Origin of the sequence: Aquincola tertiaricarbonis, assembly GCF_000969605.1 — a bacterium.
Classification (GTDB): domain Bacteria; phylum Pseudomonadota; class Gammaproteobacteria; order Burkholderiales; family Burkholderiaceae_C; genus Aquincola; species Aquincola tertiaricarbonis.
This window is the reverse complement of sequence record NZ_JZUE01000006.1, coordinates 58,488-80,646: the sequence shown is the minus strand read 5'-3', so window position 1 is coordinate 80,646 and position 22,159 is coordinate 58,488. Positions and strand designations below refer to the sequence as shown.

The following is a 22,159-nucleotide window of genomic DNA, read 5'->3' as shown; positions in this document are numbered from 1 at the left end:
GGCCAGCATCGCCATCACCCGGTTGGACACCAGCGCGCTGCGGGCCTGGCCCTGGCCGTCGGTGTAGTCGGCATGCGCCGCCGCCTCCACGTGGCGGCCGTGGGCCGGAGCGGTGCCCGCCAGCGCGCACGCCAGCAGGGCCGCCAGCGCCGCGGCCTGGGTCCGGAGCCTCATCAGCCGCCGCCGCTCGCCTGCCGTCAGGGCAGGATGCGCACGCCGAAGCGCAGCACCACCGACTGGCCCGGGGCCAGCGAAGCGACCGCCACCTGCACGAGGCCGGCGCTGCCGTCGGCCGGCGCGGTGATGGTGCCGCTGCTGCCGCTGGCCGCCAGCGTGGCGCTGTAGACGGTGTAGGCCGGCACGGCGTCGCTGAGCACCAGGTCGGTCACGGCCACCGGGCCGGCGTTGGTGGCCGTCACCTCGTAGCGCAGGCACATGCCTGGCTGGGCACCGGCGGTGATGGGGGCCACCGCGTACGGGCCCTCGGGCGTGCCGTCGCAGTTGGCGTCCAGCGCCTGCTGCTTGAGCAGCGTCACGTGGGAGCTGATCACGGTGGTGGCCGAGGTGGCCACCGCCGCGGCGGGCGCCGCCACGCCGGCCAGCGCACCCACCGCCGCCGCGGTGACGGTGGTGGTATTGGCGGTGCCTGCCGCCGCACCGGCCGGCGTGGTCACCTTGACCAGCAGGCGCACGCTCTCGCCGGCGTCCAGGCCGGCGGCGGTGCTGGCGCCGTTGCTGCCGCCGCTGAGTTGCGACAGGTCGGTGACCACCGGGTCGGCGGGATCGAGCACGCCGTTGTTGTTGCGGTCCCAGTGCAGCACGGCGCTGAAGCCGGGGGCGCTGTTGGCCACCGTCAGCGGCACGTTGCCGGCCACGCCGTCGCCTTCCAGCGCACCGCCGGTGTTCACCAGCATGTGGCTGTAGACGATGGTGCCCCCGGCCGTGGCCTGGCCGCTGTGGTCGGGCGTCAAGGCCAGGCCGCGCTGCAGGCCCACCACCACCGCGTCGTGCAGCCGGTCTGCAGCGCCGGTGGTGGGCGAGACCACGCGGAAATACAGCGCGGTGGTGCCGGGCAGGGCACCGGAGGGCAGGGTCACGTCGGCATGCACGGTGGCCTGGCCGCCGCTGGCCACCATGCCGGTGTTGTCCACCACGGCGCCATCGGCCCGCTTGAACACCACGCTCCAGCCCGCGGGCAGCACGCGGGTGGCGAAGCTGGGGTCGGTGCTGGCCTGCAGCTGGTAGCTGTCGGCCACGCTGGCGCCGTTGGCGGCCACCAGCGTGAAGCGCACGGTGGCGCCGGGCGCGGCCGGCAGCAGCAGCACCGGCGCGGGCTCCAGGCCCGGGCCGTGGCCGGGCGCGGTGGGCGCGGTGCTGTTGTTGCTGAGGTCGACGCCGCTGCTGCTCACAGCCTGCAGGGTGTTGGTGGCGGTGGCCTTCACCGCCGTGTCGTTGCCCGAGGTGGCCTGCGCCACCATGGCATAGGGGCCGCCGCTGGCGCCGGGCGGCAGGGTGGCCCGGACCACGATCGCCAGGCTGGCGCCGGGGGTCAGCGGGCCGGTGTCGGGCGACTGGTTGCCGTTGGTGTCCAGCAGCGGCGTCAGGCCGCCGGGCTGGAAGAACTGGAAGGTGGTGCCGGCCGGGAAGTTGCTGCTCAAGGTGGCCAGGTCGAAGCTGTCCACCGCATTGCCGGTGTTGGTGACCAGGTCGGTGAACTGCACCACGCCGCCCTGTGGCACGGCGGTGACGGTGCTGCCGCTGAAGGTGAGCGCGGCGCCGGCCTGCACCCGGTACTGCACCGTGTTGGCGGCGGCCGGCGGCAGCAGCACCGCGCCGTCGTGGTAGCCGTAGCGCACGGTGGCGGCGGTGGCCGGCAGCGCGCCGGCGGGCAGGCCGGGTGCGATGTCCACCCGGAAGCTCAGCGTGCCGGTGGCACCTGCCGGCACCGAGGCGATGGTGGCGGTGACCCGGTTGCCCAGCGTCGCGCCGAAGTCGTAGACGATGCCGGACTGGTTGTCGGCCGCATCCGCATCGGTGAGCACCGTGGCGCCAGTGGAACTCCAGCGTGCGCTGCCGGGCACGTACTGCATGCCGGCGGGCAGGGCCTCGGTCAGCAGCAGGCTGCCTGCGGCGGTGTTGCCGGTGTTGGAGTAGGTGATGGTGATGATGCGGCCGGCCGATGGCGATGGCCCGGCGGTGACGTCCAGCGCCTGCGTGACGCTGAGCACCGCCTGCCCGGTGACGGTGGTGGTGTCGGTCACCGCCGCCTGGGCGCCGGGCGTGAGGCTGCTGCTGGCGGTGATCACCAGCGCATTCACGTTGCCCGAGACGGCCGACGACGGCACGCTGCCCACCGCCACGAAATGCACCGCCTGGCCCATGGTCAGCGTGCCGGTGCTGGTGATGGGCGTGGCGTTGTCGGGCACGCCGTCTCCGTTGGCGTCGGCAAAGAACTGCAGGCTGGCGAAGGCCAGGCTGCCGCTCTGCACGCCGGCCAGGCTGAAGCTGTCGGGCCCGTTGCCAGTGTTGACCAGGGTGTGGGCATACACCACCTGGCCGCCGACCGACACCGTCTTGGCCGCGTTGGCCGCCAAGCTGACGCTGGCCACCTGCTGCACCGTGGTAAGCACGGTGTTGGAGGTGACGGTGCGGGTGACGCTGCCACCGTCGGAGTAGGTGGCCGTGGCCTGGTTGCCGATGGTGATGCCGGCGGGGGCCGCGGCGCCGGCCTCGTGGCCCAGGCACAGGGCCAGCAGGCCCACCAGCCACAGCGCCGCCACGTCGCCCAGCGCGCGGCGCAGGAATTGGATCCAGCTCATCTCGGGTTCCTTCAGCGGGCCATCTGCATGCGGGCCCGCACCGTGCGGGTGGCGCCGGCGGGCACGTCGCCCAGCTGCCAGCGCAGGTAGCGGTAGTCAGCCACCGGCACGGGGCGCAGCACGCGTCGGCCGTCGGGCAGGGTGTGCGGGCGCAGCAGCGGCAGCGGCTCGAAGCGCTCGCCGTCCAGGCTCGCCAGCGTGGGCGCCGGCTCGGCGCTGCTGCCCGGAGCTGGCGGCAGCCAGGCCAGTCCCTGGGCCGGCACCGGGATGGTGAGCTGCACGCCGCGCGCCACGGCGGCGGCGCCGTTCACATAGGTGGCGTGGTATTCCACCCGGTCGCCCGGCTGCACCCGCTGCAGCGGCTCCAGCCGTTCGGCACCGGCGTCGGCGCCCCGGGCCGGCTCCGCCACCACCTGCCACCCGGTCAACCGCACCTCGGCACCGGGCGGTGCCGCGTGGGCCGCCAGCGCCAGCATCCCGGCCATTCCTGCAAAGACAAACCGCTCGAACAACACCGTCTCCCGCGGCGGACACGGTGCCCACCTTCATGGGCCGCCAGTGTTTTGGAAACGGCCTGCCGGGGTTATCCGAAACCGGCTGATGCGGCCGTCACGGCGCGGCTGCAAACCCGCGGAGCAGATGGCCCGCGCAGCCTTGGGAAGTTTTCCCGATGCACCGAACAGGGTTGGAAATACCGGACAGACGCGGCCGTCCAAACCTTGCTCAGCACCGCGAAGTTCTCATGAGCCGCATCAGCATCGGCGGGGTTTCCAACAACTGCATCTGGTAGATATTTGCCAGCGGGGAACTTAGATCGCCGGTCGTCCACCACCCCCAAACTAAATTGGAGACCGATGAATGCGCTGATCGTCGAAGACCTGGCCATCGTCCGAGCGGGCCTGCGCCGCATCATCGAGCTGCGGTGGCATGCCGCCACGGTGTGGGAGGCTGCCAGCCTGGCCGAAGGGCTGGCGCGGCTGGGCGAGCTAAAGCCCGACTTCATCCTGATGGATTCGTCGCTGCCCGACGCACAGGCCGCCGAAGGATTGGAACGGCTGCATGCAGCAGCCGATGGCACGCCCATCCTGATACTCAGCCTGAACAAGGATCTGACTTTCGCCCAGCAGCTGATGCTGCGCGGCGCCGCCGGCCACCTGGGCAAGGACACCACCGGCGAGGAACTGGTGCGCGCCATCGAGCGAATACTCACCGGGCTGAAATACGTCTCACCGGAATTGGCAGAGCGCATGCTGGCGCATTTGGAACAGGGCCGATCATTTTCCACCCAGCCGCATGAGCGGCTGACGGCCCAGGAATTCCGGGTGATGCTGCTGATCTGCGAAGGGCAGAAACCCGGCGAAATTGCCGCGGCGATGCGGCTGTCGCCCAAGACAGTTTCGAACTACCGCACCCGCATCATGGAGAAGACCGGCTGGCGCAGCGATGCGGAGGTGGCGCGTTACTGCCTGCTGCACGGGCTGGTGGCGGGGCCGCGCTGAGCGCGGGCAGCCTCGCGAGGGCCGGCGCGGGTAGGTGCTCAGGGCCGGGGCGCCGGCTGCGGCCCGACGGACGCCTGCTGCAGCGCGGCCAGCAGCGCGTCGATGGCGTAGGGCTTGCGCAGCACCCGCAGCTCGGTGTCCAGCGCCTGCGCGGTGAAGCCGGTGGCCACCAGGGCCGGCAGCCCCGGGCGGGCCTGGCGGGCCCAGCGCACCAGGTCGATGCCGTCCATGCGGCCCGGCATCACCACGTCGGTGAACAGCACGTCGAAGTGCTCCGGGCCCTCCAGCACCGTGCGGGCCAGGTTCGCGTTCTCGCACAGCCGCACCTGGTGGCCGGCCTCGGCCAGCGCCGGCATCACCACCGAGGCGGCCAGCGTGTCGTCCTCCACCATCAGCACCGCCAGGCCGCGCTCGGCCTGGCCGGCAGGCTGCGCCGCGGCGGGTGCGGCCGGCGCTGGCGGCGCCATGCCGCTGCGGGCCTCCGCCTGCGCCACCGGCAGCACCAGCATGGCCTGGGTGCCGGCACCGGGCGCGCTGGCCAGCCGCAGGTCGCCGCCGGACTGCCGTGCGAAGGCGCGCACCTGCGCCAGCCCCAGGCCGCTGCCCTGGCCCACCGGCTTGGTCGTGAAGTAGGGCTCCACTGCCTTGGCCAGCGTGTGCGCGTCCATGCCCTCGCCGGTGTCGGAGACGGTCAGGCTCAGGTACTCGCCGGGCGCCAGGCCCTGGATGTGCGCCGGCTCGGCGCGCTGGGCTGCCAGGGTCAGCTGTCCACCCTGCGGCATCGCGTCGCGTGCGTTGAAGATCAGGTTCAGCAGCGCCAGCTCCAGCTGCGTCGGGTCCACCAGCAGGGCCGGCAGCCCGGGCGGGATCTGCGCCTGCAGCGTGATGCGGTCCTGCAGCGACTTGCGCAGCAGCTCCTGCGCGCCCAGCAGCCAGTCGGCCAGCCGCACCGGCCGCGCCTCGGTGGCGGTCTCGCGGCCGAAGGCCTGCATCTGCCGCACCAGCCCGGCGGCCTTGGCGCTGGCGCCCAGCGCGGCTTCCAGGGCCCGCCGCTGCGGGCCTTCGGGCAGCTTGCGCAGCGTGAGCTGGATGCCGGCGCTGATGGTCTGCAGCAGGTTGTTGAAGTCGTGCGCAATGCCGCCGGTCAGCCGGCCGATGGCCTCGTGCTTCTGTGCATCCAGCAGCTTGCGCTGCGCCTGCTGGGCCTGCTGCACCGCGTCGGCCACGCGGCTGCGCAGCTCCTGCCGCGCCCGCTGCGAATGCACGCCGGCCCGGTGCAGCGCGCTGGCCACCGCATCGGCCTCGCGCACGCCGGTGGACAGCGGCGGCGGAACCGCGTCGTCTTCCAGCTGCCTGGCGGCGTCGCGCAGCTGCTCCATCGGCCGGCTGATGCGCCGGCTGGCCAGCAGCGCCACCGCCAGGCCCACCAGCAGCAGCGCGGCCGACGCGGCGGCGCCCTGCACCGTCAGCCGGTTGGCGGTCTGCGCCAGCATGGCCAGCGGTAGCCCCACGGCGATGGTCCAGCCATGCCGGTTGGGCGGGCTCAGGTAGGTGAGCGAGGCCACGCCGTCCAGCGTCACCGATTCCGCGAAGCCCGACTGGCGCGCCTGCAGCCGCTGCAGCAGGCTGGCGTTGACGGGCATGCCCACCCAGCGCGCCGGATCGCGGTTGCGGGCGGCCACGGTATGGAACTGGTCGATGACCGCGGCCACCGCGCCGGCAGGGGTCTGGCTGCCTTCCAGCAGCGACTGCAGCACCGCCGCCCGGAAGCCCACGCCGATCTCGTAGCGCGGCTGCGGCGACATCTCGGCCGCGAACACGCCCACCACCGGCTCGGTGCTCAGCGGCCCGCGGCGTGCGAAGCGCACCTGCGGCGGGCCCGGCAGCAGCGCGCGGCCCGGATTCAGCCGGGGCACGCCCTCGCTGTCGAACGGGAAGCGGGTGTTGAGCAGCTGGCGGTCGCTGGAATTGAGCAGCACCCAGCTGTCGGTGCCGCGGGTGGCATCGCCCGCCTCGGCATGTAAGGCGCGCAGCGCATCGGCCCGCAGCGCAGCCGAAGCGCTCAGCGTGCGCGCCATCACCACCCGCAGGTCCAGCTCGCGTTCCACCTGCGCATTCAGCCGGTCGGCCTGCTGCTGGATGCGCTGCTGGGCGGCATCGGCCTCGCGCAGGTAGGTGCTGCGCGCCAGCAGGCCGAAGCCGGCGGCGGCCGGCAGCCAGGCGGCAAAGACGAGGAGGAGAAGGCGGGTGCGGATGCTCACGTGGACGACGGCGGGCCGTGGCGAAGCGCGCAGTGTCGCCGCGAGGCTCAGGCCGCCCGGCCGGCGCCGAGCAAGGCCTTGGCCGCCTCGATGCGCAGGGCCAGCGGTGCGGCGCCATCGTCCATCACCGAGCGCAGGAACCGCTCGGCCGCCGCCGGGGCGCCGTCTCCGCAGGCGGCGGGCGCCAGCGCGGGGGCGGAGGCGGAGGCGGGCAGGTCGCGGTTGGCCGGCGCGGGCGACTCGGCGGGCGGTGCCAGCGCCTGCAGCGCGGCCTGCCAGGCCTGCGGCGGCAGGCTGCGCAGGCCGGCCAGCAGGTCGGCCTGGCCTTCCGCGCTGGGCTGCAGGTCCAGCCAGGGGGTGTCTGCGAACACCGCGGCCAGGTCGGGCGCGATGAAGGCAGGCCAGCAGCCCGGCGACTGCGCCTGCTGGGACAGCACCGCGGCCGCGTTGCCCCAGTGCGGCGCTGCCCCGGCCGCGGCGTCGGACGCGCGCGGCAACAGGGCCAGGCGCGGCGCCGCCACTTCGGACAGCCAGCGCCGGCGCAGGCCCTGCAGGAAGGCCTGGGCCTGCTCCACCGGCACCGGCTGCACCAGCGAGAACCACAGCTGCAGGCCTTCGCTGCCGTTGACGGCCACGGCCGGCGCCGGCAGGCCCAGCTCGGCCTGCACGCCCTGCCACACCGCGGCCAGCGCCGGCCAGTCGGCCGGCCGTGCCAGCTCCAGCACCAGCGCGCGCACCCGGCCCTGGTCGTCGGCCAAGGCGGAGGTGTCGAGGGGGCTGCCCGGCGGGCGGGCTTCCGCGACCGGCGCGGCGGGCTGGAAGAGGCGGCGGAACTCGTCGTGCAGGCGGCTCATGTCAGGGCGCCGGAGGGCGCGGCGGCAACGGAGGACGGGCTGCACTGTAGCCAGCCCCGGCGCGCCTTGCCGGCGGCCGGCCGACTACAGCGGCGGATAGGCCGACAGCGGCTCGCCGGCCAGCACCTCGTAGGCGCCATGGTTGGCCAGGCTGAGCACCTGGCGGCGCGTGTACACCTGGTGCGGGCCGGGCACGAACACGCCGGCCGGCACCTCGGGCGCGCCGCCCATCGCCTCACGCGCGCGGAAATCGATCACGTAGCCGGGGTACTGCCAGCCCAGCTCCACCCACCAGTGGTTGGACAGCGTGCCCACGCCCTGCACGGCCAGCTCGCCGCGGCAGGTGCTGTGGGCCAGGCCTTCGCGCTGCAGCAGCGTGGAAGTCACCTGGGCCATGCCGTCGCAGCCCACCCGGAAACGCGAGGCGCGGGCCAGCCAGGCTGTGATTTCTTCGATGGTGGGCATGGGCGGGCATCCTCGGTTGGTAGCCGCCGCACGCAGCAACGGCCATGCCCTGCCACCCCCCTAAATTGCCGGCGTGGCAGGCACGCCAAGTGGGCAGGCCACCTCCGCCAGGCTCACGGCAGGGTGCGCAGCCCTCGGGCGATGGCGGCCGACTGGCTGAGCAGCACGTCCGCCGCCGTGGCGGTGAGGCGGCCGTCGGTGGCGGGCCGCCAGGGCCAGCGCATCGAAGCGCTGCAGCGCCGCCGATGCGAAATTGACGCTGTACGGCGCGGCCGGCCCTGTCTCGGTGCCCGCCTGGGCCACCCGTGAAGGGCACCCACGCACCGATGTTGCCGCACTGCAGGCCATCGGCGCGGGCCACCGGCACGTCCGCCATCGCCAGGCGTCGGAAATGCTCGCCGTCGAAGCCGTCGGTGACGTCCAGCCATTCCACGACCCCGGTGCCATTGAATCTGGCCGGTGGCGACCACGTCGGCATCGGCGGCACGGTGCTGGTCACCGTTGCGTCATAGGTCTTGGCCTGGCCTTCCAGGTTGAACTCGTCCTCCACCTACTTGCGCGAGCGGTTGACGAATCCCATGACCGCCGCCTTGTGCTCTGCCGTCTTGTGGGCCAGCGCCTGCGCGCCGGCCGACAGCTCCAGCACCGTGTCCAGGTTGTGCTGCTGGCCCTCGCGCAGCAGCCGCTTGGTCAGGCGCAGCGTGGGCCCGGGGTTGGCGGCGATGCGCTCGGCCAGCCTCATCGCCTCGGCCCGCAGCGCATCGGGCGCCACCACCCGCGAGACCAGGCCGCATTGCAGCGCCTCGGCCGCGCCGATGGCGTCGCCGGTGAAGCTCATCTCCAGCGCCTTCGACAGGCCCACCACCCGCGGCAGCAACCAGGCCCCGCCGTCGCCGGGCACGATGCCCACCTTGATGAAGCTCTCGGCAAAGCTGGCGGTGTCGCTGGCGATGCGGATGTCGCACATGCAGGCCAGGTCGCAGCCGGCGCCCACCGCCGGGCCGTTGACGGCGGCGATGGTCGGCACCTCCAGGTTGTAGAGCGCCTTGGTCAGCCGCTGGATGCCGAAGCGGTACTCGTCGCGGATCATCGCGGGCGTGATGGCGTCGTCGAAGAAGCGCTGCATGTCCTTCACGTTGCCGCCGGAGGAAAACACCGGCCCGGCGCCGGTGAGCACCACCACCTGGATGCCGGCGTCGCGCGCCACCTGCTCGGCCAGCGCGACGAACTCGGCCACCGCGCTGTTGCCGGTGAGCGCATTGCGCGTCTCGGGCTGGTTCATCGTGACGGTGAGGATGCCGCCGGCTCGTTCGGTGTGCAGGAAGGGTAGGGTCATGTGACTTGTCTAGACAGGTGATTCAGAGGACCGCGGCGCGCGCGGTGATGGCCAGCACGAAGTCGACCGCGGGCGGGCCGCCGGCGGCCTGCCAGTGGCGGGCCACCTGCTGGGCCCAGTGGCCGGGCGAGCCGGCCGCGGTACGCCAGGCCAGCAGCCGTCGGGTGTAGAGCTGCAGGTCGAACTCGGCGGTGACGCCGATGGCGCCGTGCACCGCATGGGCACTGGCGGCCAGCACCGCGGCGGCTTCGCCGGCCACGCTCATCGCCATCGCCGCCAGCGTCCGGTCGGGCCGGATGCCTTCGGCGGCAAACGCCATCTGCGCGGCCATGCGGGCGCTGCAGGCCTGCTCGGCCATCACGGCCAGCTGGTGCTGCACCGCCTGGAAGGTGCCGATCGGCTTGCCGAACTGCACCCGCTGCTGCGCATGGGCGATGGCCATGGCCAGCACCTGGGCGCCGGCACCGGCGATCAGCGCGCTGTGGATCGCCGCCTGCAGCAGCCGGCGTTCGTCGGCGGCCAGCAGGTCCGCCGCAGCGTCGAGGCTCAGCGGGCCGTCGGGCGCGCTGCGGCCGGCCTGGGCGAACAGCGCCCGCACCAGCATCGTCTCGGCAAAGGGCAGCGGCAGCGCATGGCGGCCGCAGGCCTGCACCAGCGGGCCCACGTCGCGCAGGGCCAGGCCGGCGCCGCCCTGGGCCTCGGGCACCAGCGCATCGGCAAAGCCGGAGTCGTGCAGCGCCTGCCACAGCGCGTCGGTGGGCCCGCCCGCGTCGATGCGGCGCACCGCGTCGGGCGTGCACACACCGGCCAGCAAGGTGTCGAAGGCGGCTTCGAATTCGTCGTGCATGGGTTGTCCTTGCAGGCGCTTCAGCGCAGGCCGAGGCCGCGGGCGATCATGCCGCGCAGCACCTCGCGCGTGCCGCCGCGCAGTGAATAGGTGGGTGCGATCTGGGCCACGTAGGCCAGCGTGCGCAGCAGGCCGTCGGGCAGCACCGCGTCGGGCTCGTCGCCCAGCACGTCGGCGATGGCCTCGGGCAGCAGCTGTTCCAGCGTGGTGCCGGCGTCCTTCACCAGCGCAGCCTCGATCACCGGGCTGTGGCCCTGCGCCAGCAGGCCGTTGACCGAAACCGACAGCCCGCGCAGCACCGTCATGGCCGACAGCACCCGGCCGGCCAGCGCCATCGAGCGCTGCGACGGCGTGGGCTGCGTGCGCAGGTGCTTCAGCCATTCGTCGAGCAGCACCACGCTGGAGTAGATGCGCTCCGGGCCGGATCGTTCATAGGCCAGCTCCGAGGTCACCTGCATCCAGCCGTCGCCTTCGTTGCCGATGAGCGCGTCTTCGGCCAGTTCCACGCCGTCGAAGAACACCTCGCAGAAGTGCGCATCGCCGGTCAGGTCGGTGATCGGGCGGATGGTGATGCCCGGCAGCTTCAGGTCCACGATCACCTGTGAAAGGCCCTGGTGCCGGCTGCCGGCATCGCCCGAGGTGCGCACCAGCGCGATCATGTAGTGCGAGTGATGGGCATTGGTGGTCCAGATCTTCTGGCCATCGAGCCGCCAGCCGCTGGCGGTGCGGGTGGCGCGGGTGCGCACGCTGGCCAGGTCGGAGCCGCTGCCCGGCTCGCTCATGCCGATGCAGAAGAAGGCCTCGCCGCGGCAGATGCGCGGCAGGTAGAAGGCGGCCTGTGCGGGCGTGCCGAACTTCAGGATGTGCGGAGCGCTTTGCCGGTCGGCGATCCAGTGTGCGGCCACCGGTGCGCCGGCGCGCAGCAGTTCTTCCACCAGCACGAAGCGGGCGAACAGGCTGCGGCCGGCGCCGCCGTGTTCCTTCGGCAGCGTCAGGCCGATCCAGCCGCGCTCGCCCAGTGCGCGGCTGAAGGCCGCATCGAAGCCGCTCCAGGAGCGCGCGCGGCGCTCCGGCGGCATGCCCGCGGTGGCTTCCTGCAGAAAGGCCCGCACCGGCGCGCGCAGCGCTTCGTCCTCGGCGGGCAGGGCGGTGAGGCCCAGGTTGTCGAACATCATGGTCGGGCGCCCTTCAGATGACTTTGCGCGCGCGCAGCGCGTCGATGCGGTCGGCGTCCAGACCCAGCGTGGCCTGCAGCACCTGGTCGGTGTGCTGGCCCAGCGTGGGCGGCGCCTGCCGGTAGTCCACCGGCGTGGCCGAGAGCTTGATCGGGTTGGCCACCAACGGAATGGCGCCGGCGGTGGCATGCGTCACCTCGACCTTCATGCCACGCTGTTGCACCTGGGGGTCGGCGAACACCTGGGCCATGTTGTTGATCGGGCCGCAGGGCACCTCGGCGGCCTCCAGCGCAGCCACCCAGTCGGCGGTGCTTCGCTTGAGCGTCAGCTCGCGCAGCAGCCGCACCAGCTCCACCCGGTTCGCGACCCGGGCCAGGTTGGTGGCAAAACGTTCGTCCTTCGCCCACTCGGTCCGGCCCAGCACGCCGGCCAGCCGGGCGAACTGCGCGTCGTTGCCCACCGCGATGATCACGTCGCCATCGGCGGTCGGAAAGTCCTGGTACGGCACCACGTTCGGGTGCCCGTTGCCCAGCCGGCGCGGCGGCGTGCCGCCGTACAGGTAGTTCATCGCCTGGTTGGCCATGCAGGCCACCTGCACGTCGAGCAGGGCCAGGTCGATGTGCTGGCCTTCGCCGGTGCGGTCCCGGTGCGCCAGCGCGGCCTGGATGGCATTGGCGGCATACAGGCCGGTGAGGATGTCGGTCACCGCCACCCCCACCTTCAGCGGGCCTGCGCCTTCCTCGGCATCGGCCCGGCCGGTCACGCTCATCAGGCCGCCCATGGCCTGCACCAGGAAGTCGTAACCCGCGCGCGGCGCATAGGGCCCGGTCTGGCCGAAGCCGGTGATCGAGCAGTACACCAGCCTGGGGAACTCGGCTTTCAGCGAGGCGTAGTCCAGCCCGTACTGCGCCAGGCCGCCGAGCTTGTAGTTCTCGATCAGCACGTCGGCCTGCGCCACCAGCGCACGCACCAGCTGCTGGCCTTCGGGCTGGGTGATGTCGATGGTCACCGACTGCTTGTTGCGGTTGGTGCACAGGTAGTAGGCCGCGTCGCGGGTGGCCTGGCCCTGGCTGTCCTGCAGGAAGGGCGGGCCCCAGCTGCGGGTGTCGTCGCCCACGCCGGGGCGTTCCACCTTGATGACTTCCGCGCCCAGGTCGGCCAGCAGCTGGGCCGCCCAGGGGCCGGCCAGCACGCGGGACAGGTCCAGCACCTTGAGATGGGAGAGTGCGCCGGCCATGCGTCAGGCCGCCAGCATGTGCAGGCCGCTGCCCAGATGGGCCGCGCCGTCGATCTGGATGAGCTGGCCGGTCATCAGCTTGCCCGCCGGGCTGGCCAGGAAGGCCACCAGCTCGGCCACCTCGTCCACCTGCGTGGGCCGGCCCATCGGCGTGGCCTTGACCAGTTGGTCGAGCATGGCCTGCGCGGCTTCGCCGGCCAGGCCTTCGGTGATCACCGCGCCGGGGCCGATGCAGTTGAGCGAGATGCGGTCGGACGCCCATTCCAGCGCCAGCGTGCGCATCAGGCCCAGCACGCCGGCCCGCGCGGCGATGGAGTGGGCGATGCCCATCGAGCCGCGGTCCACGCCCGACAGCGAGATGTTGACCACCGCGCCCTGCCGCGCCTTCAGGTACGGATAGGCCGCCTTGGTGACGACGAAGATGGCCGACAGGTTGACGTCGATCACCGCATCCCACCCCCGGCGGCTGATGCCGGTGGCGGGCGCGAAGAACTGGCCGCCCGCGTTGTTGACCAGCAGGTCGATGCCGTGCGCCTCGCCCACCTGGCGCACCAGCGCCTCGATGGCCTCGGTCTCGCGCACGTTGCACGGCGCATGGCGGAAGGTGCCGGGCAGGCCGGCGGCCAGATCGGCCGTCTCGGCCAGCGCCTCGGGCCGGCGGCCGGTGCCGAACACGTCCATGCCCAGGCCCAGCAGCCGCAGCGCGATACCGCGGCCGATGCCGGAGCCGGCGCCGGTGATGAAGGCGCTGCGCCCGGCATGCAGCCCGGGCCGCAGCACGTGGAAGTCGTTCAGGGTCTCGGTCATGGGGTGGTCCTTGAAGCCGGATCAGGCAGCGGCCGGCGCGGGCCGCCGATGGTGGGCGTGGCGCTGCGCGGCAGGCGCAGGCCGTCGAACAGGGCGGGCGCGGCAGGCACGTGCTCGCCGCTGGGCAGCGCCTGGCTCACGGCGCCCGGTCGCATGGCACGGATGAGCTGCAACGCTTCTTCCGGCGGGCGCACGTTGCCGGCCGGAATCTGCAGCGCCTGCATGCGGCGCAGCACGTCCTCGCGCTGTTGCGGCAGTGTCCAGGCTTCCACCAGCGCATCGAACTCGGCGGCACGGGCGATGCGTTCGGCAATCGGGGCGTCAGCCGCATCGGGCGCCACCAGCGGCTTCAGCCGCGCCCAGTAGGCATCCAGCCCGCCCAGGATGTAGACGAAGCCGTCGGCGCAGCGGTAGATGCTGGAAGGTGCCGAGGCGCGGTCGCGGTTGCCCATCGGCGGCGCCAGCGCATCGCCTTCGCTCATGGCCAGCACCATCGGGCCGACCATCATCGCCACCGCGGCTTCCATCATCGACAGGTCGATCAGGCAGCCGCCGCGGGCCGGGTCCAGCATCGCCATCGCGCAGGCGAAGCCGGCATACAGGCCGCTGAACATGTCCACCGGCCAGCCGGTGGCCAGGCGCGGCGTGCCGTCCTCGTCGCCGTTGAGCAAAGCGAAGCCCGATTCGCATTGCGCGATGGTGTCCATGCACACGCGGCTGTCCTGCTGGCCGTAGCCGGAGATCAGCACCACCACCAGGTGCGGAAAACGCGCCCGCAGCGTGGGCCCGTCCAGCCCCAGGCCCTGCAAGGAGCCGGGCGCCAGGTTGCAGACGAAGGCGTCGGCTTCCTGCAGCATCGCATCGAAGGCGGCACGCTCGGCCGGCTCGCGCAGGTTCAGCACCCGGCTCTGCTTGCCGGTGTTGAAGCTGCGGGCGTAGTAGCTGCCGAAGGCATTGCCCGGCAGCGTTCGCGCGCCGTCACCGGCAGCGGATTCCACCTTGGTGACCTCGGCGCCGAAGTCGGCCAGGTACATCGCCGCGGTGGGCCCGGCGATGAACTGCGACAGGTCGACCACCTTGCGGCCGGCCAGGGTGCGGGGCAGCGGCATGCGGCCTACTCGTGGATGACGCGCTTGGCCTTGTGCACCGTGCGCGGCAGCGTGCCGGTCGGCACCACCTCCACATGGAAGCGCACCTGCAGCTTCTCGCGCAGCCGCTGCGACAGGCGTTCGCCCAGCTCCGCGCTGGGCTCGCCGGAAGCGGGCTCCACCCGCAGCTTCACCCCGGTGAGGAAGCCGGTCTTCGGGTCCTTCACGCTGGCGTCGGTCACCAGCAGGTATTCGTTGCTCAAGCCGGGGAAGGCCCGCACGATGTCTTCCACCGCAGTGGGAAACAGGTTCACGCCGCGGATGATCATCATGTCGTCGGCCCGGCCCAGCACGCCGCCCTTCAGCCGCGCATGGGTGCGGCCATCGGGCGCGGTGCTGCTGTCGCGCACCACCATGTCGCCGGTCCACCAGCGCACCAGCGGGCAGGCCTGCTTGTCCAGGTGGGTCAGCACCAGCACGCCGCGTTCGCCGTCGGCCACCGGCTCCTGCGTGTCGGGGTGCAGGATCTCGACGTAGATGAAGTCCTCGGCCAGCGTGGGGCCGAGCTGCAGTGCGGTGTCCCAGCCGATCGGCTGGCATTCCAGCGCGCCGTAGCAGTCGAACATCTTGGCGCCCCATTGGCGCTCGATGCGCTCGCGCGTGCCGGGGATGCTGGCGCCGGGCTCGCCGCCCACGCACACCATCTTCACCTGCGAGGTGGTGAGGTCGCGGCCCAGCTTCTCGGCGGCCTCGGCCATGTGCGCCATGAACGACGGCGTGCCGATCACGCAGCGGCTGCCGTAGTGGAAGATGCTTTCGATCTGCCGCTCGGTGTCGCCGGACGAGGCCGGGATCACCAGCGCGCCCAGGTGCTGCGCGGCCAGCGTGGCGCCCAGGCCGCCCACGAACCACGCGTAATTGAACATGCACTGGAACACGTCGCCGCGGCGCAGGCCCTGGGCATAGAGGTAGCGGGCGTAGAGGTCGGCCCAGCGGTCGATGTCCGCCTGGGTCCACAGCACCGGCGCGGGTGCCGCGGTGGTGCCGGAGCTGAAGTGCACCCGCACCGCCTCGCCGGGTTGGACGGCGGCCAGGTTGCCGAAGGGCGGCTCGGCGGCCAGGCCGGCCACGTAGTCGGACTTGCGGGTGAAGGGCAGCTTGCGCAGGTCGGCAAAGCTCTTGAAGTCGCCGGGCTGGAAGCCGTGGTCGGCGAACACCTTCCTGTAGTGCGTGCTGGTCTGGCCTACACGCTGCAGCTGGTGGCGCAAGGCATCGAGCTGGAAGCTTTCGATGCGGTCGCGCGACCAGGTCTCTCGTTCATCCCAGATCGTGTCGGAGAAGGGGGCTTTGTCGTGCTGCTTCATGGGGTGGCACTTTCAGGAGCCCGCGCAGCGCATAGGCGGCGAGCACATGGGCGATCTCGTCGATGGCTTCGGCGCTTTGCAGCCGGCGCTGGCTGAACCACACGGTGGCCCAGTTCAGCGCCCCGAAGAAGGGCTTGGTGGCCAGCTTGGCCGGCAGGTCGATGAACACGCCTTCGCGGATGCCCGCGTCGATCACCTCGGCGAACAGGGTCTCGTAGTCGTCACGCATCTTCACCACCGAGCGCAGCCGCTTGGTGGCGGCCGAGGCGCCCAGCAGGTGGCGCTCCAGGCCCTGCACGGCCACCTTCTGCATCGGCAGCTCGTTCAGGATGATCTGCGTGTGCCGCAGCGCCATGGCCGACAACCGCTCGATGGCGCCGCCCGCGCTGCGGGCGATCGGCTCCACCTCGTCGTTCAGCCGGGTCATCGCGGCCACCTGCACATCGAAGAACAGGTCGGCCTTGCTGCGGTAGTGGTGGTAGATGCGGCCCTTGGTGGCGCCCAGCTTCTCGGCCACCGCGTCGATGGAGGTGGCGGCGAAGCCGTACTCCATGAAGAGTTCGGCCGCCGCGCGCAGGATCTCCTCGCGCGAATCGTTGCCCGTTGCCTTTTGCAGCGCCTGTTCCGCCATGTTCGCTTCGCCTGTGGTGTCGTGGGTCAGTGGGCCCGTTCTTCGGCCTCCTTGCGCACCGCGCGCGACAGCACGAGCCGCTGGATCTCGGAGGAGCCCTCGTAGATCTCGAGGATGCGCTGGTCGCGGTACAGCCGCTCGGCCACCGTCGGCTTGCAGTACCCCAGCCCACCCCAGATCTGCACCGCATTGTCGGCCGCCCGGTGGGCCACCTCGCTGGTGAAGAGCTTGGCCATCGCGCCCAGGTTGGACACGTCCTCGCCGCGGTCATACGCCCGTGCGGCCTCGTACAGCACCATGCGGGCGGCGGAGATCTCGGTGGCCATGTCGGCCAGCTTGAAGCCGATGCCCTGGTTCTCGCCGATCGGCTGGCCGAAGGTCTTGCGGGCCACGGCGCGGCTCGACGCCTCGCGGTAGGCGGCCAGCGCCAGGCCCAGGCTCTGGGCCGAGACCATGATGCGGCCGACGTTCAGCGTCTGCAGCGCCAGCCGCAGCGCGCGATTGGGCTCGCCGATGCGGGCACTCTCGGGCACCACCAGGTCCACCTTCAGGTTGCTGGTCTGGGTGCCGCGGATGCCCATCTTGTCGTTCAGCTCGTCGATGACGGCGCCGGGCTCTTCCTTGTCGACCATGAAGGCGCTGATGCCCCGGCCGCCCGCGGCCGGGTCGGTCTTGACGAACACCACGTAGTAGCGCGATGCACCGCCGTTGCCGATCCAGTACTTCTCGCCCTTCAGGCGCCAGCCGTCGCCTTCCTGCGTGCCGGTGGCCTCGATGGCCGCGGCGTCGGAGCCGGCGATGCGCTCGGACAGCGCGAAGCTGGTGGCGCGGCCCTGGGTCATCTCGCGCAGGTAGAAGTCCTTCTGCGCATCGGTGCCGGCCAGCAGGATGGGGAAGGCGCCCAGCTGATAGGCGCACATGATGGCGGCGGTGGAGGCGCAGTGCATGCCCAGCGTCTCCACCGCGGCCACGGTGGCCACCAGGCTGGCGCCTTCACCGCCCCACTGCGTGGGCAGGAACAGGCCGGTGAACTTGTGCTCCACCAGCGCCTCGATGGTTTCCCAAGGGTAGCGCTGGTCGCGGTCCAGCTCGGGGGCCAGCGGTGCGAAGCGTTCGCGGCCGAGCTGGTCGGCCAGCGCTTGCCAGCGCGCCGAGGTGTCGTCGAGGGCGGGTTTCCAGATGACGCTCACTTGAGTTCTCCAACGGGGGGTGGGGTGGAGGCCGTGCGGGGTGCCGCGAGGCGCGGGCCGAACAGGCGCTTGAGGGGCCGCGCCAGGCCCATCAGGCCCTGCGGGAAGAAGGCGAGCACGGCGATGAGCACGGTGCCCAGGATGATCTTGTCGACGTAGCCGCCCAGCGAGAAGAACTTCTCCTGCACCAGCACCAGCGCGGTGGCCAGCAGCGGCCCCAGCAGCTGGCGGCGGCCCACCAGCACCACGGCGGTGAGCATCAGGATGAGGAAGTAGTTCTCCAGCACGTCGGCGCTGACGTAGGCGCGCTGGTAGGCATACAACCAGCCGGCCGCGGCGCTGATCGGCGCCGACAGCAGGAACACCTGCAGCCGCACCCGCGCCGGGTCGATGCCGCCCATGGTGGCCAGCCGCGGATTCAGGTGGGTCATGATGGCCGCCGCGCCCAGCCTTGAATGGCGGAAGCGGTCCACCAGGTACACCGTGGCCAGCAGCACCGCGAAGGCATAGGGCCACAGCTCGCGGTCGTTGCGCGCAGTGAGCGTGAGGCCGGCGAAGGAGAGGTCCAGCAGCGGGATGCCGCGCAGACCGTCGGAGCCGCCGAGGAACTGCCAGTTGGCCGCCAGCGACATCGCCACCACCGCCACCGCATAGGTGACCAGCGAGAACACGAACTCGCGCAGCCGCAGCGTCACCAGGCCGATCAGCAGCGCCAGCAGCAGTGCCACCACGATGGTGCCGCCCAGCGTGGCCCAGGCACCGAAGCCGCCGCGCGTGGCCAGCAGTGCGGTGGTGTAGCTGCCCGAGGCGAAGAACACGGTGTGCGCCAGGCTCACCTCGCCCAGGTCGGACACCACGATGTCCAGACCATAGGCCATCACCGCGAAGATGGCGATCAGCACCGCGGCGCTGTAGACAGAGCCACTGCCGCCGAACAGCATCGGCGCGGCCAGCACGAGGGCGGCGGCCAGCGGCAGGCCGACGGTGCGCGCCATGGAGCGCGGGTGTTGTGCGTGCTGCATCAGTGCGCTCCTGCCGGGCCGGCGCTCAGGCCGCGGGGCCGCAGCACCAGCAGCGCGATCAGCACCAGGAAGGCCGCGGCGGTGGTGTAGGCGGGTGACACCAGCGCACCGAACAGCGCGGTGAACAGGCCCAGCGCCACGCCGGCGAAGTAGCTGCCCTTGACGCTGCCGATGCCGCCGAACACCACCACCACGAAGGTCATGATCACTTCCTCGAAGCCCATGGAGGTGAGGATGGGCGTGCGCGGCGCCACCATGCCGGCGGCGAAGGCCACGGCCGCCCCTTCGAAGGCGAACACGCCGTAGTACACCCGCCGCACGTTCACGCCGGCCAGCTGCGCCAGCTTGGGATCCTCGGCCACCATGTGCACCAGGCGGCCGATGCGGGTGCCGTCCAGCAGCCACTTCAGGCCGATAAACACCACGATGGCGGCGATGACGATGGCCGCGTCCTGCCAGGTGAGCCACAGCTCGCCGAAGTTGATCTCGCGGCGCGACAGCGGCGTGTCCAGGATCTGCCCGGTGGAGCCGAAGATGAGCGCCGCCGCGCCGTGCAGCACATGGCCGAAGCCCAGCGTCATGATCATGATCGACACCAGGTTCTGCTCGAAGGTGGCCTTGAGCATCACCCGCTGCATCAGCAGCCCGAACAGCGCGCCGATGACCATGGCCACGGGCACCGCCAGCAGGTAGGGCACGCCGGCCTTGGCCACCGCCCACCAGGTGACGAAGGCGCCCAGCATGTACATCTGGCCGTGGCCGAAGTTGACCAGCCGCGCCACGCCCAGCAGCAGCGTCCAGCCGATGGCCACCAGCGCATAGGCATGGCCCAGCACCAGGCCGTTGATGACTTGTTGCGAGAGGTTCATGCGTGCGCCCCCAGGTAGGCCTGCGCGATGCGCGGGTCGCTGCCCATCGTGGCGGCGGGGCCTTCCAGCACCACGCGGCCGCGTTCCAGCAGCACCAGGCGGTCCACCACCTCGATGGCGGCGCGCACGTTCTGCTCCACCAGCAGGATGGTCAGGCCGGCGGCGGCCAGGGTGCGCAGGGTCTGCAGCACCTGCGCCACCAGCTGCGGCGCCAGGCCGATGGAGGGCTCGTCCAGCAGCAGCAGCTGCGGGCCCATCATCAGCGCACGGCCGATGCCCAGCATCTGCCGCTCGCCGCCCGAGAGCTGCGAGCCGAGGTGGCCACGGCGTTCCTTCAGCCGCGGGAACAGCGTGTAGATCTCGTCGCGGCTGTAGATGCGCCGCCCTTCGGCCGCCACCGGCGCGAAGGCGGTGGACAGGTTGTCCTCCACTGTCATGCGGCTGAACACCAGCCGGCCCTCGGGCACCAGCGCCAGCCCGGCGCGGATGCGCTCGTGCGGCGCCCAGCCATCGATGCGGCGGCCGGCCAGCGACACCTCGCCGCCCACCGTCGGCTCGCCGCGCGACCAGCCGGCCAGCGCGTTCACCAGCGTCGACTTGCCCGCGCCGTTGGCGCCGACCACGCCCACCACCTCGCCGCGCTGCACCCGCAGGCCCGCCACGTCGAGCGCCTGGTTGCCGGCATAGGCCACCTGCAAGCGGTTCACCTCCAGCAGCGGGCCGTTCATGCCGCCACCTCTTCGGCCCGCGGCGTGGCGGCGCCCAGGTAGGCTTCCAGCACGCGAGGGTCGTTGCGCACCTCGGCCGGCGTGCCGTAGGCCAGCTGGCGGCCGAGGTCGAGCACGCAGATGCGGTCGGCCACGGCCATGATCAGCTCCATGTGGTGCTCGATCACGACCAGCGCCACGCCCTCGCGCTTGAGCTCGCCCAGCAGCTTCACCAGCTGCGCCATGTCCTCGCCGCCCAGGCCGGCAGCCGGCTCGTCCAGCAGCAGCACGGCCGCGCCGTCGCCATAGGCGAGCGCGATCGACAGCATGCGCTGCACGCCGTAGGGAATCTCCTTCGGGCTCATCGCGTGATAGGCCTCCGGCACGCCGAAGCGCACCAGCTGCCGGGTGGCGAAGTCGGCCGCGGCCTGCCGGCGGCGCGCCGCCCCGACCGGGTTGAGCACGCTGCCCGCCAGGCCGGCATGGGCGCGCTGGCCCAGCACGGCCACCAGGTTGTCGCGCACGCTCAGGTCGTCGAAGAAGGCGTTCTGCTGGAAGGCGCGCTTCAGTCCCAGCGCGGCCAGGCCATAGGGCGGCACGGCGGTCACGTCCTGCCCGCCCAGCGTCACCCGGCCGACGCGGCGCACCATCGCCGTCACCGCGTCGTAGCAGCTGCTTTTGCCGGCGCCGTTGGGACCGATGATGCCGAGCAGCTCGCCCGGCGCCACCGTCCAGCTCACGCCATCGAGCGCCACCAGCGCGCCGTAGCGCACGCCCAGGCCTTCCACGGCCAGGGCCGTGGTGGAAGGCATGCTCACTTCTGCACCACCATCTTGCCGCCCTGCACCGTGAACAGGTAGTGCTGGGAGCTGAGCTGACCGTTCGGCTCGAAGGTGACGTCGCCCATCACCGTGCCCTTGAAGCTGCCGCCGCGGATGCGCTTGGCGATGGCCTCGCGCTCCAGCGTCTTCAGCTCGTTGGCGGCCATGGCCCACACCTGCAGCGCGGTGGCACCCAGGGCCATGAACTTGTCGGGCGTGTACTTGAACATCTCCTGCGTCTTGGCCACGAAGCGCTGGTTGGCCGGGTTGGAGGCAAAGGGCTCCACCGCGGGGAAGTAGATGTCGGCGCCGATCAGGCCGTTGGCCGCATCGCCGGCCACCTCGATCACGCTGGGCGCCACCGTGCCCACCGCGGCCACCAGCGCGCCGGGCAGCCGGCTCTGGCGGGCCTGGCGGATGATGGCCGGCATGCCCAGGCCCTCGTTGGCATTGATGGCCACCGTCAGGTCCGGGTTGGCCGCGCGCACGTTGGTCATCGCCACGCGGAAGTCGGCCTGCGCGAAGGGAAACTTCTCCTCGGCCACCTTCTCGTAGGCGTGGTTCAGCTTCTTCAGCTCGGCCTCGATGGAGGCCTGCGCACCATTGCCATAGGCATCGTTCTCGGTGAGGAAGGCCACGCGCTTGGCCTTGGCCACGTTGGCGATGTAGTTGGCGATCACCGCGCCGTCCTGGCTGTTGGAGCTGTTCAGCCGCACCGCCAGCGGATTGCCCTCGCCCGACAGGATGGGGTCGGCCTTGCTGATGGCGGTGATGTCGAGGATGCCGGCTCGCGCCAGCACCGGCTGCATCGCCAGCGTGACCGGGCTGTTCCAGCCCTCGATCACCACCGACACGCCGGCGCTGGCCAGCTCGGTGGCGCGCGAGATGCCCACCGCCGGCGTCGATTCGTCGTCGCGCGAGACGATCTCGATCTTGCGGCCCATCACGCCGCCGCTCTCGTTGATCACCGCGGCCATGGCCTGGATGGCCTGGGTGACATGCTGGCCCTGCGGCCCGGCGCCGCCCGACAGCGGAAAGATGGTGCCGACCTTGACGGGCGCGCCGCCAGCTGGCTGGGCCTGCGTGGGCGCGGTGCCGGCCAGGGCCAGGCCCAGGGCGGCGGTGGTGAGGAGCGTGCGGATCAGCTTCATGCGGTGGTCTCCTGCT

General features: G+C 71.9%; 20 protein-coding genes. 1 reads left to right on the top strand and 19 read right to left on the bottom strand.

What is annotated here, in order from left to right:
• Nucleotides 1-197: 197 nt before the first annotated feature.
• Nucleotides 198-2,819, bottom strand: a complete 2,622-nt coding sequence (locus VO99_RS08895; RefSeq protein WP_046112492.1) for a DUF11 domain-containing protein — start codon at nt 2,817-2,819, stop codon at nt 198-200.
• 11 nt (nt 2,820-2,830) lie between these two features.
• Complete coding sequence (locus VO99_RS08890; RefSeq protein WP_046112491.1) at nt 2,831-3,295, bottom strand: hypothetical protein; 465 nt, start codon at nt 3,293-3,295, stop codon at nt 2,831-2,833.
• Nucleotides 3,296-3,613: 318 nt separating this feature from the next.
• Between VO99_RS08890 and VO99_RS08885 the strand changes: the two genes are divergently transcribed.
• Complete coding sequence (locus VO99_RS08885) at nt 3,614-4,318, top strand: response regulator (protein WP_157039501.1); 705 nt, start codon at nt 3,614-3,616, stop codon at nt 4,316-4,318.
• A 38-nt stretch (nt 4,319-4,356) separates the two neighbouring features.
• On the opposite strand, the gene VO99_RS28720 is transcribed toward VO99_RS08885, so the two are convergent.
• The 17 genes from VO99_RS28720 to VO99_RS08800 all read right to left on the bottom strand — a co-directional run bounded on the left by VO99_RS28720 (nt 4,357) and on the right by VO99_RS08800 (nt 22,143).
• Nucleotides 4,357-6,579 (bottom strand): ATP-binding protein, encoded by a 2,223-nt coding sequence (locus VO99_RS28720; RefSeq protein WP_052736207.1) that lies wholly within the window; start codon nt 6,577-6,579, stop codon nt 4,357-4,359.
• Nucleotides 6,580-6,626: 47 nt separating this feature from the next.
• Nucleotides 6,627-7,433 (bottom strand): hypothetical protein, encoded by an 807-nt coding sequence (locus tag VO99_RS30190; protein WP_046112489.1) that lies wholly within the window; start codon nt 7,431-7,433, stop codon nt 6,627-6,629.
• An 84-nt stretch (nt 7,434-7,517) separates the two neighbouring features.
• Complete coding sequence (locus VO99_RS08870) at nt 7,518-7,898, bottom strand: hypothetical protein (protein WP_052736206.1); 381 nt, start codon at nt 7,896-7,898, stop codon at nt 7,518-7,520.
• A 550-nt stretch (nt 7,899-8,448) separates the two neighbouring features.
• Nucleotides 8,449-9,234 (bottom strand): crotonase/enoyl-CoA hydratase family protein, encoded by a 786-nt coding sequence (locus VO99_RS08865; protein ID WP_046112488.1) that lies wholly within the window; start codon nt 9,232-9,234, stop codon nt 8,449-8,451.
• Between the two features lie 22 nt (nt 9,235-9,256).
• Nucleotides 9,257-10,081 carry an acyl-CoA dehydrogenase family protein gene (locus VO99_RS08860; protein WP_046112487.1) on the bottom strand — a complete coding sequence of 275 codons (825 nt, stop codon included), beginning with the start codon at nt 10,079-10,081 and terminating at the stop codon, nt 9,257-9,259.
• Between the two features lie 20 nt (nt 10,082-10,101).
• A complete protein-coding gene (locus tag VO99_RS08855) occupies nt 10,102-11,253 on the bottom strand; it encodes an acyl-CoA dehydrogenase family protein (protein ID WP_046112650.1) in 1,152 nt (383 codons plus the stop codon).
• 16 nt (nt 11,254-11,269) lie between these two features.
• The gene (locus VO99_RS08850; protein ID WP_046112486.1) at nt 11,270-12,493 is read right to left on the bottom strand and encodes a CaiB/BaiF CoA transferase family protein; all 1,224 of its coding nucleotides are present in this window, start codon (nt 12,491-12,493) and stop codon (nt 11,270-11,272) included.
• A 3-nt stretch (nt 12,494-12,496) separates the two neighbouring features.
• On the bottom strand, nt 12,497-13,300 hold the full coding sequence (locus VO99_RS08845) for an SDR family NAD(P)-dependent oxidoreductase (protein ID WP_046112485.1): 804 nt from the start codon (nt 13,298-13,300) through the stop codon (nt 12,497-12,499).
• Nucleotides 13,297-14,409, bottom strand: a complete 1,113-nt coding sequence (locus tag VO99_RS08840; RefSeq protein ID WP_046112484.1) for a CoA transferase — start codon at nt 14,407-14,409, stop codon at nt 13,297-13,299. The genes VO99_RS08845 and VO99_RS08840 overlap by 4 nt, the downstream gene beginning before the upstream one ends.
• Nucleotides 14,410-14,414: 5 nt before the next feature.
• Complete coding sequence (locus tag VO99_RS08835; protein WP_046112483.1) at nt 14,415-15,752, bottom strand: phenylacetate--CoA ligase family protein; 1,338 nt, start codon at nt 15,750-15,752, stop codon at nt 14,415-14,417.
• The gene (locus tag VO99_RS08830; RefSeq protein ID WP_046112482.1) at nt 15,706-16,383 is read right to left on the bottom strand and encodes a TetR/AcrR family transcriptional regulator; all 678 of its coding nucleotides are present in this window, start codon (nt 16,381-16,383) and stop codon (nt 15,706-15,708) included. Before VO99_RS08830 ends, VO99_RS08835 begins: the two co-directional genes overlap by 47 nt.
• Nucleotides 16,384-16,409: 26 nt before the next feature.
• A complete protein-coding gene (locus VO99_RS08825) occupies nt 16,410-17,573 on the bottom strand; it encodes an acyl-CoA dehydrogenase family protein (protein ID WP_046112481.1) in 1,164 nt (387 codons plus the stop codon).
• Nucleotides 17,570-18,595, bottom strand: coding sequence for a branched-chain amino acid ABC transporter permease (locus VO99_RS08820; protein WP_232315314.1), 1,026 nt, complete (start codon nt 18,593-18,595; stop codon nt 17,570-17,572). The genes VO99_RS08825 and VO99_RS08820 overlap by 4 nt, the downstream gene beginning before the upstream one ends.
• Nucleotides 18,595-19,464, bottom strand: coding sequence for a branched-chain amino acid ABC transporter permease (locus tag VO99_RS08815; protein WP_046112480.1), 870 nt, complete (start codon nt 19,462-19,464; stop codon nt 18,595-18,597). Before VO99_RS08815 ends, VO99_RS08820 begins: the two co-directional genes overlap by 1 nt.
• The gene (locus VO99_RS08810; RefSeq protein WP_046112479.1) at nt 19,461-20,192 is read right to left on the bottom strand and encodes an ABC transporter ATP-binding protein; all 732 of its coding nucleotides are present in this window, start codon (nt 20,190-20,192) and stop codon (nt 19,461-19,463) included. The genes VO99_RS08815 and VO99_RS08810 overlap by 4 nt, the downstream gene beginning before the upstream one ends.
• On the bottom strand, nt 20,189-20,983 hold the full coding sequence (locus VO99_RS08805) for an ABC transporter ATP-binding protein (RefSeq protein WP_046112478.1): 795 nt from the start codon (nt 20,981-20,983) through the stop codon (nt 20,189-20,191). The genes VO99_RS08810 and VO99_RS08805 overlap by 4 nt, the downstream gene beginning before the upstream one ends.
• Nucleotides 20,984-20,985: 2 nt before the next feature.
• Entirely contained in the window at nt 20,986-22,143 is a 1,158-nt protein-coding gene (locus VO99_RS08800) for an ABC transporter substrate-binding protein (protein ID WP_046112477.1), read from the bottom strand.
• Between the last annotated feature and the right edge of the window lie 16 nt (nt 22,144-22,159).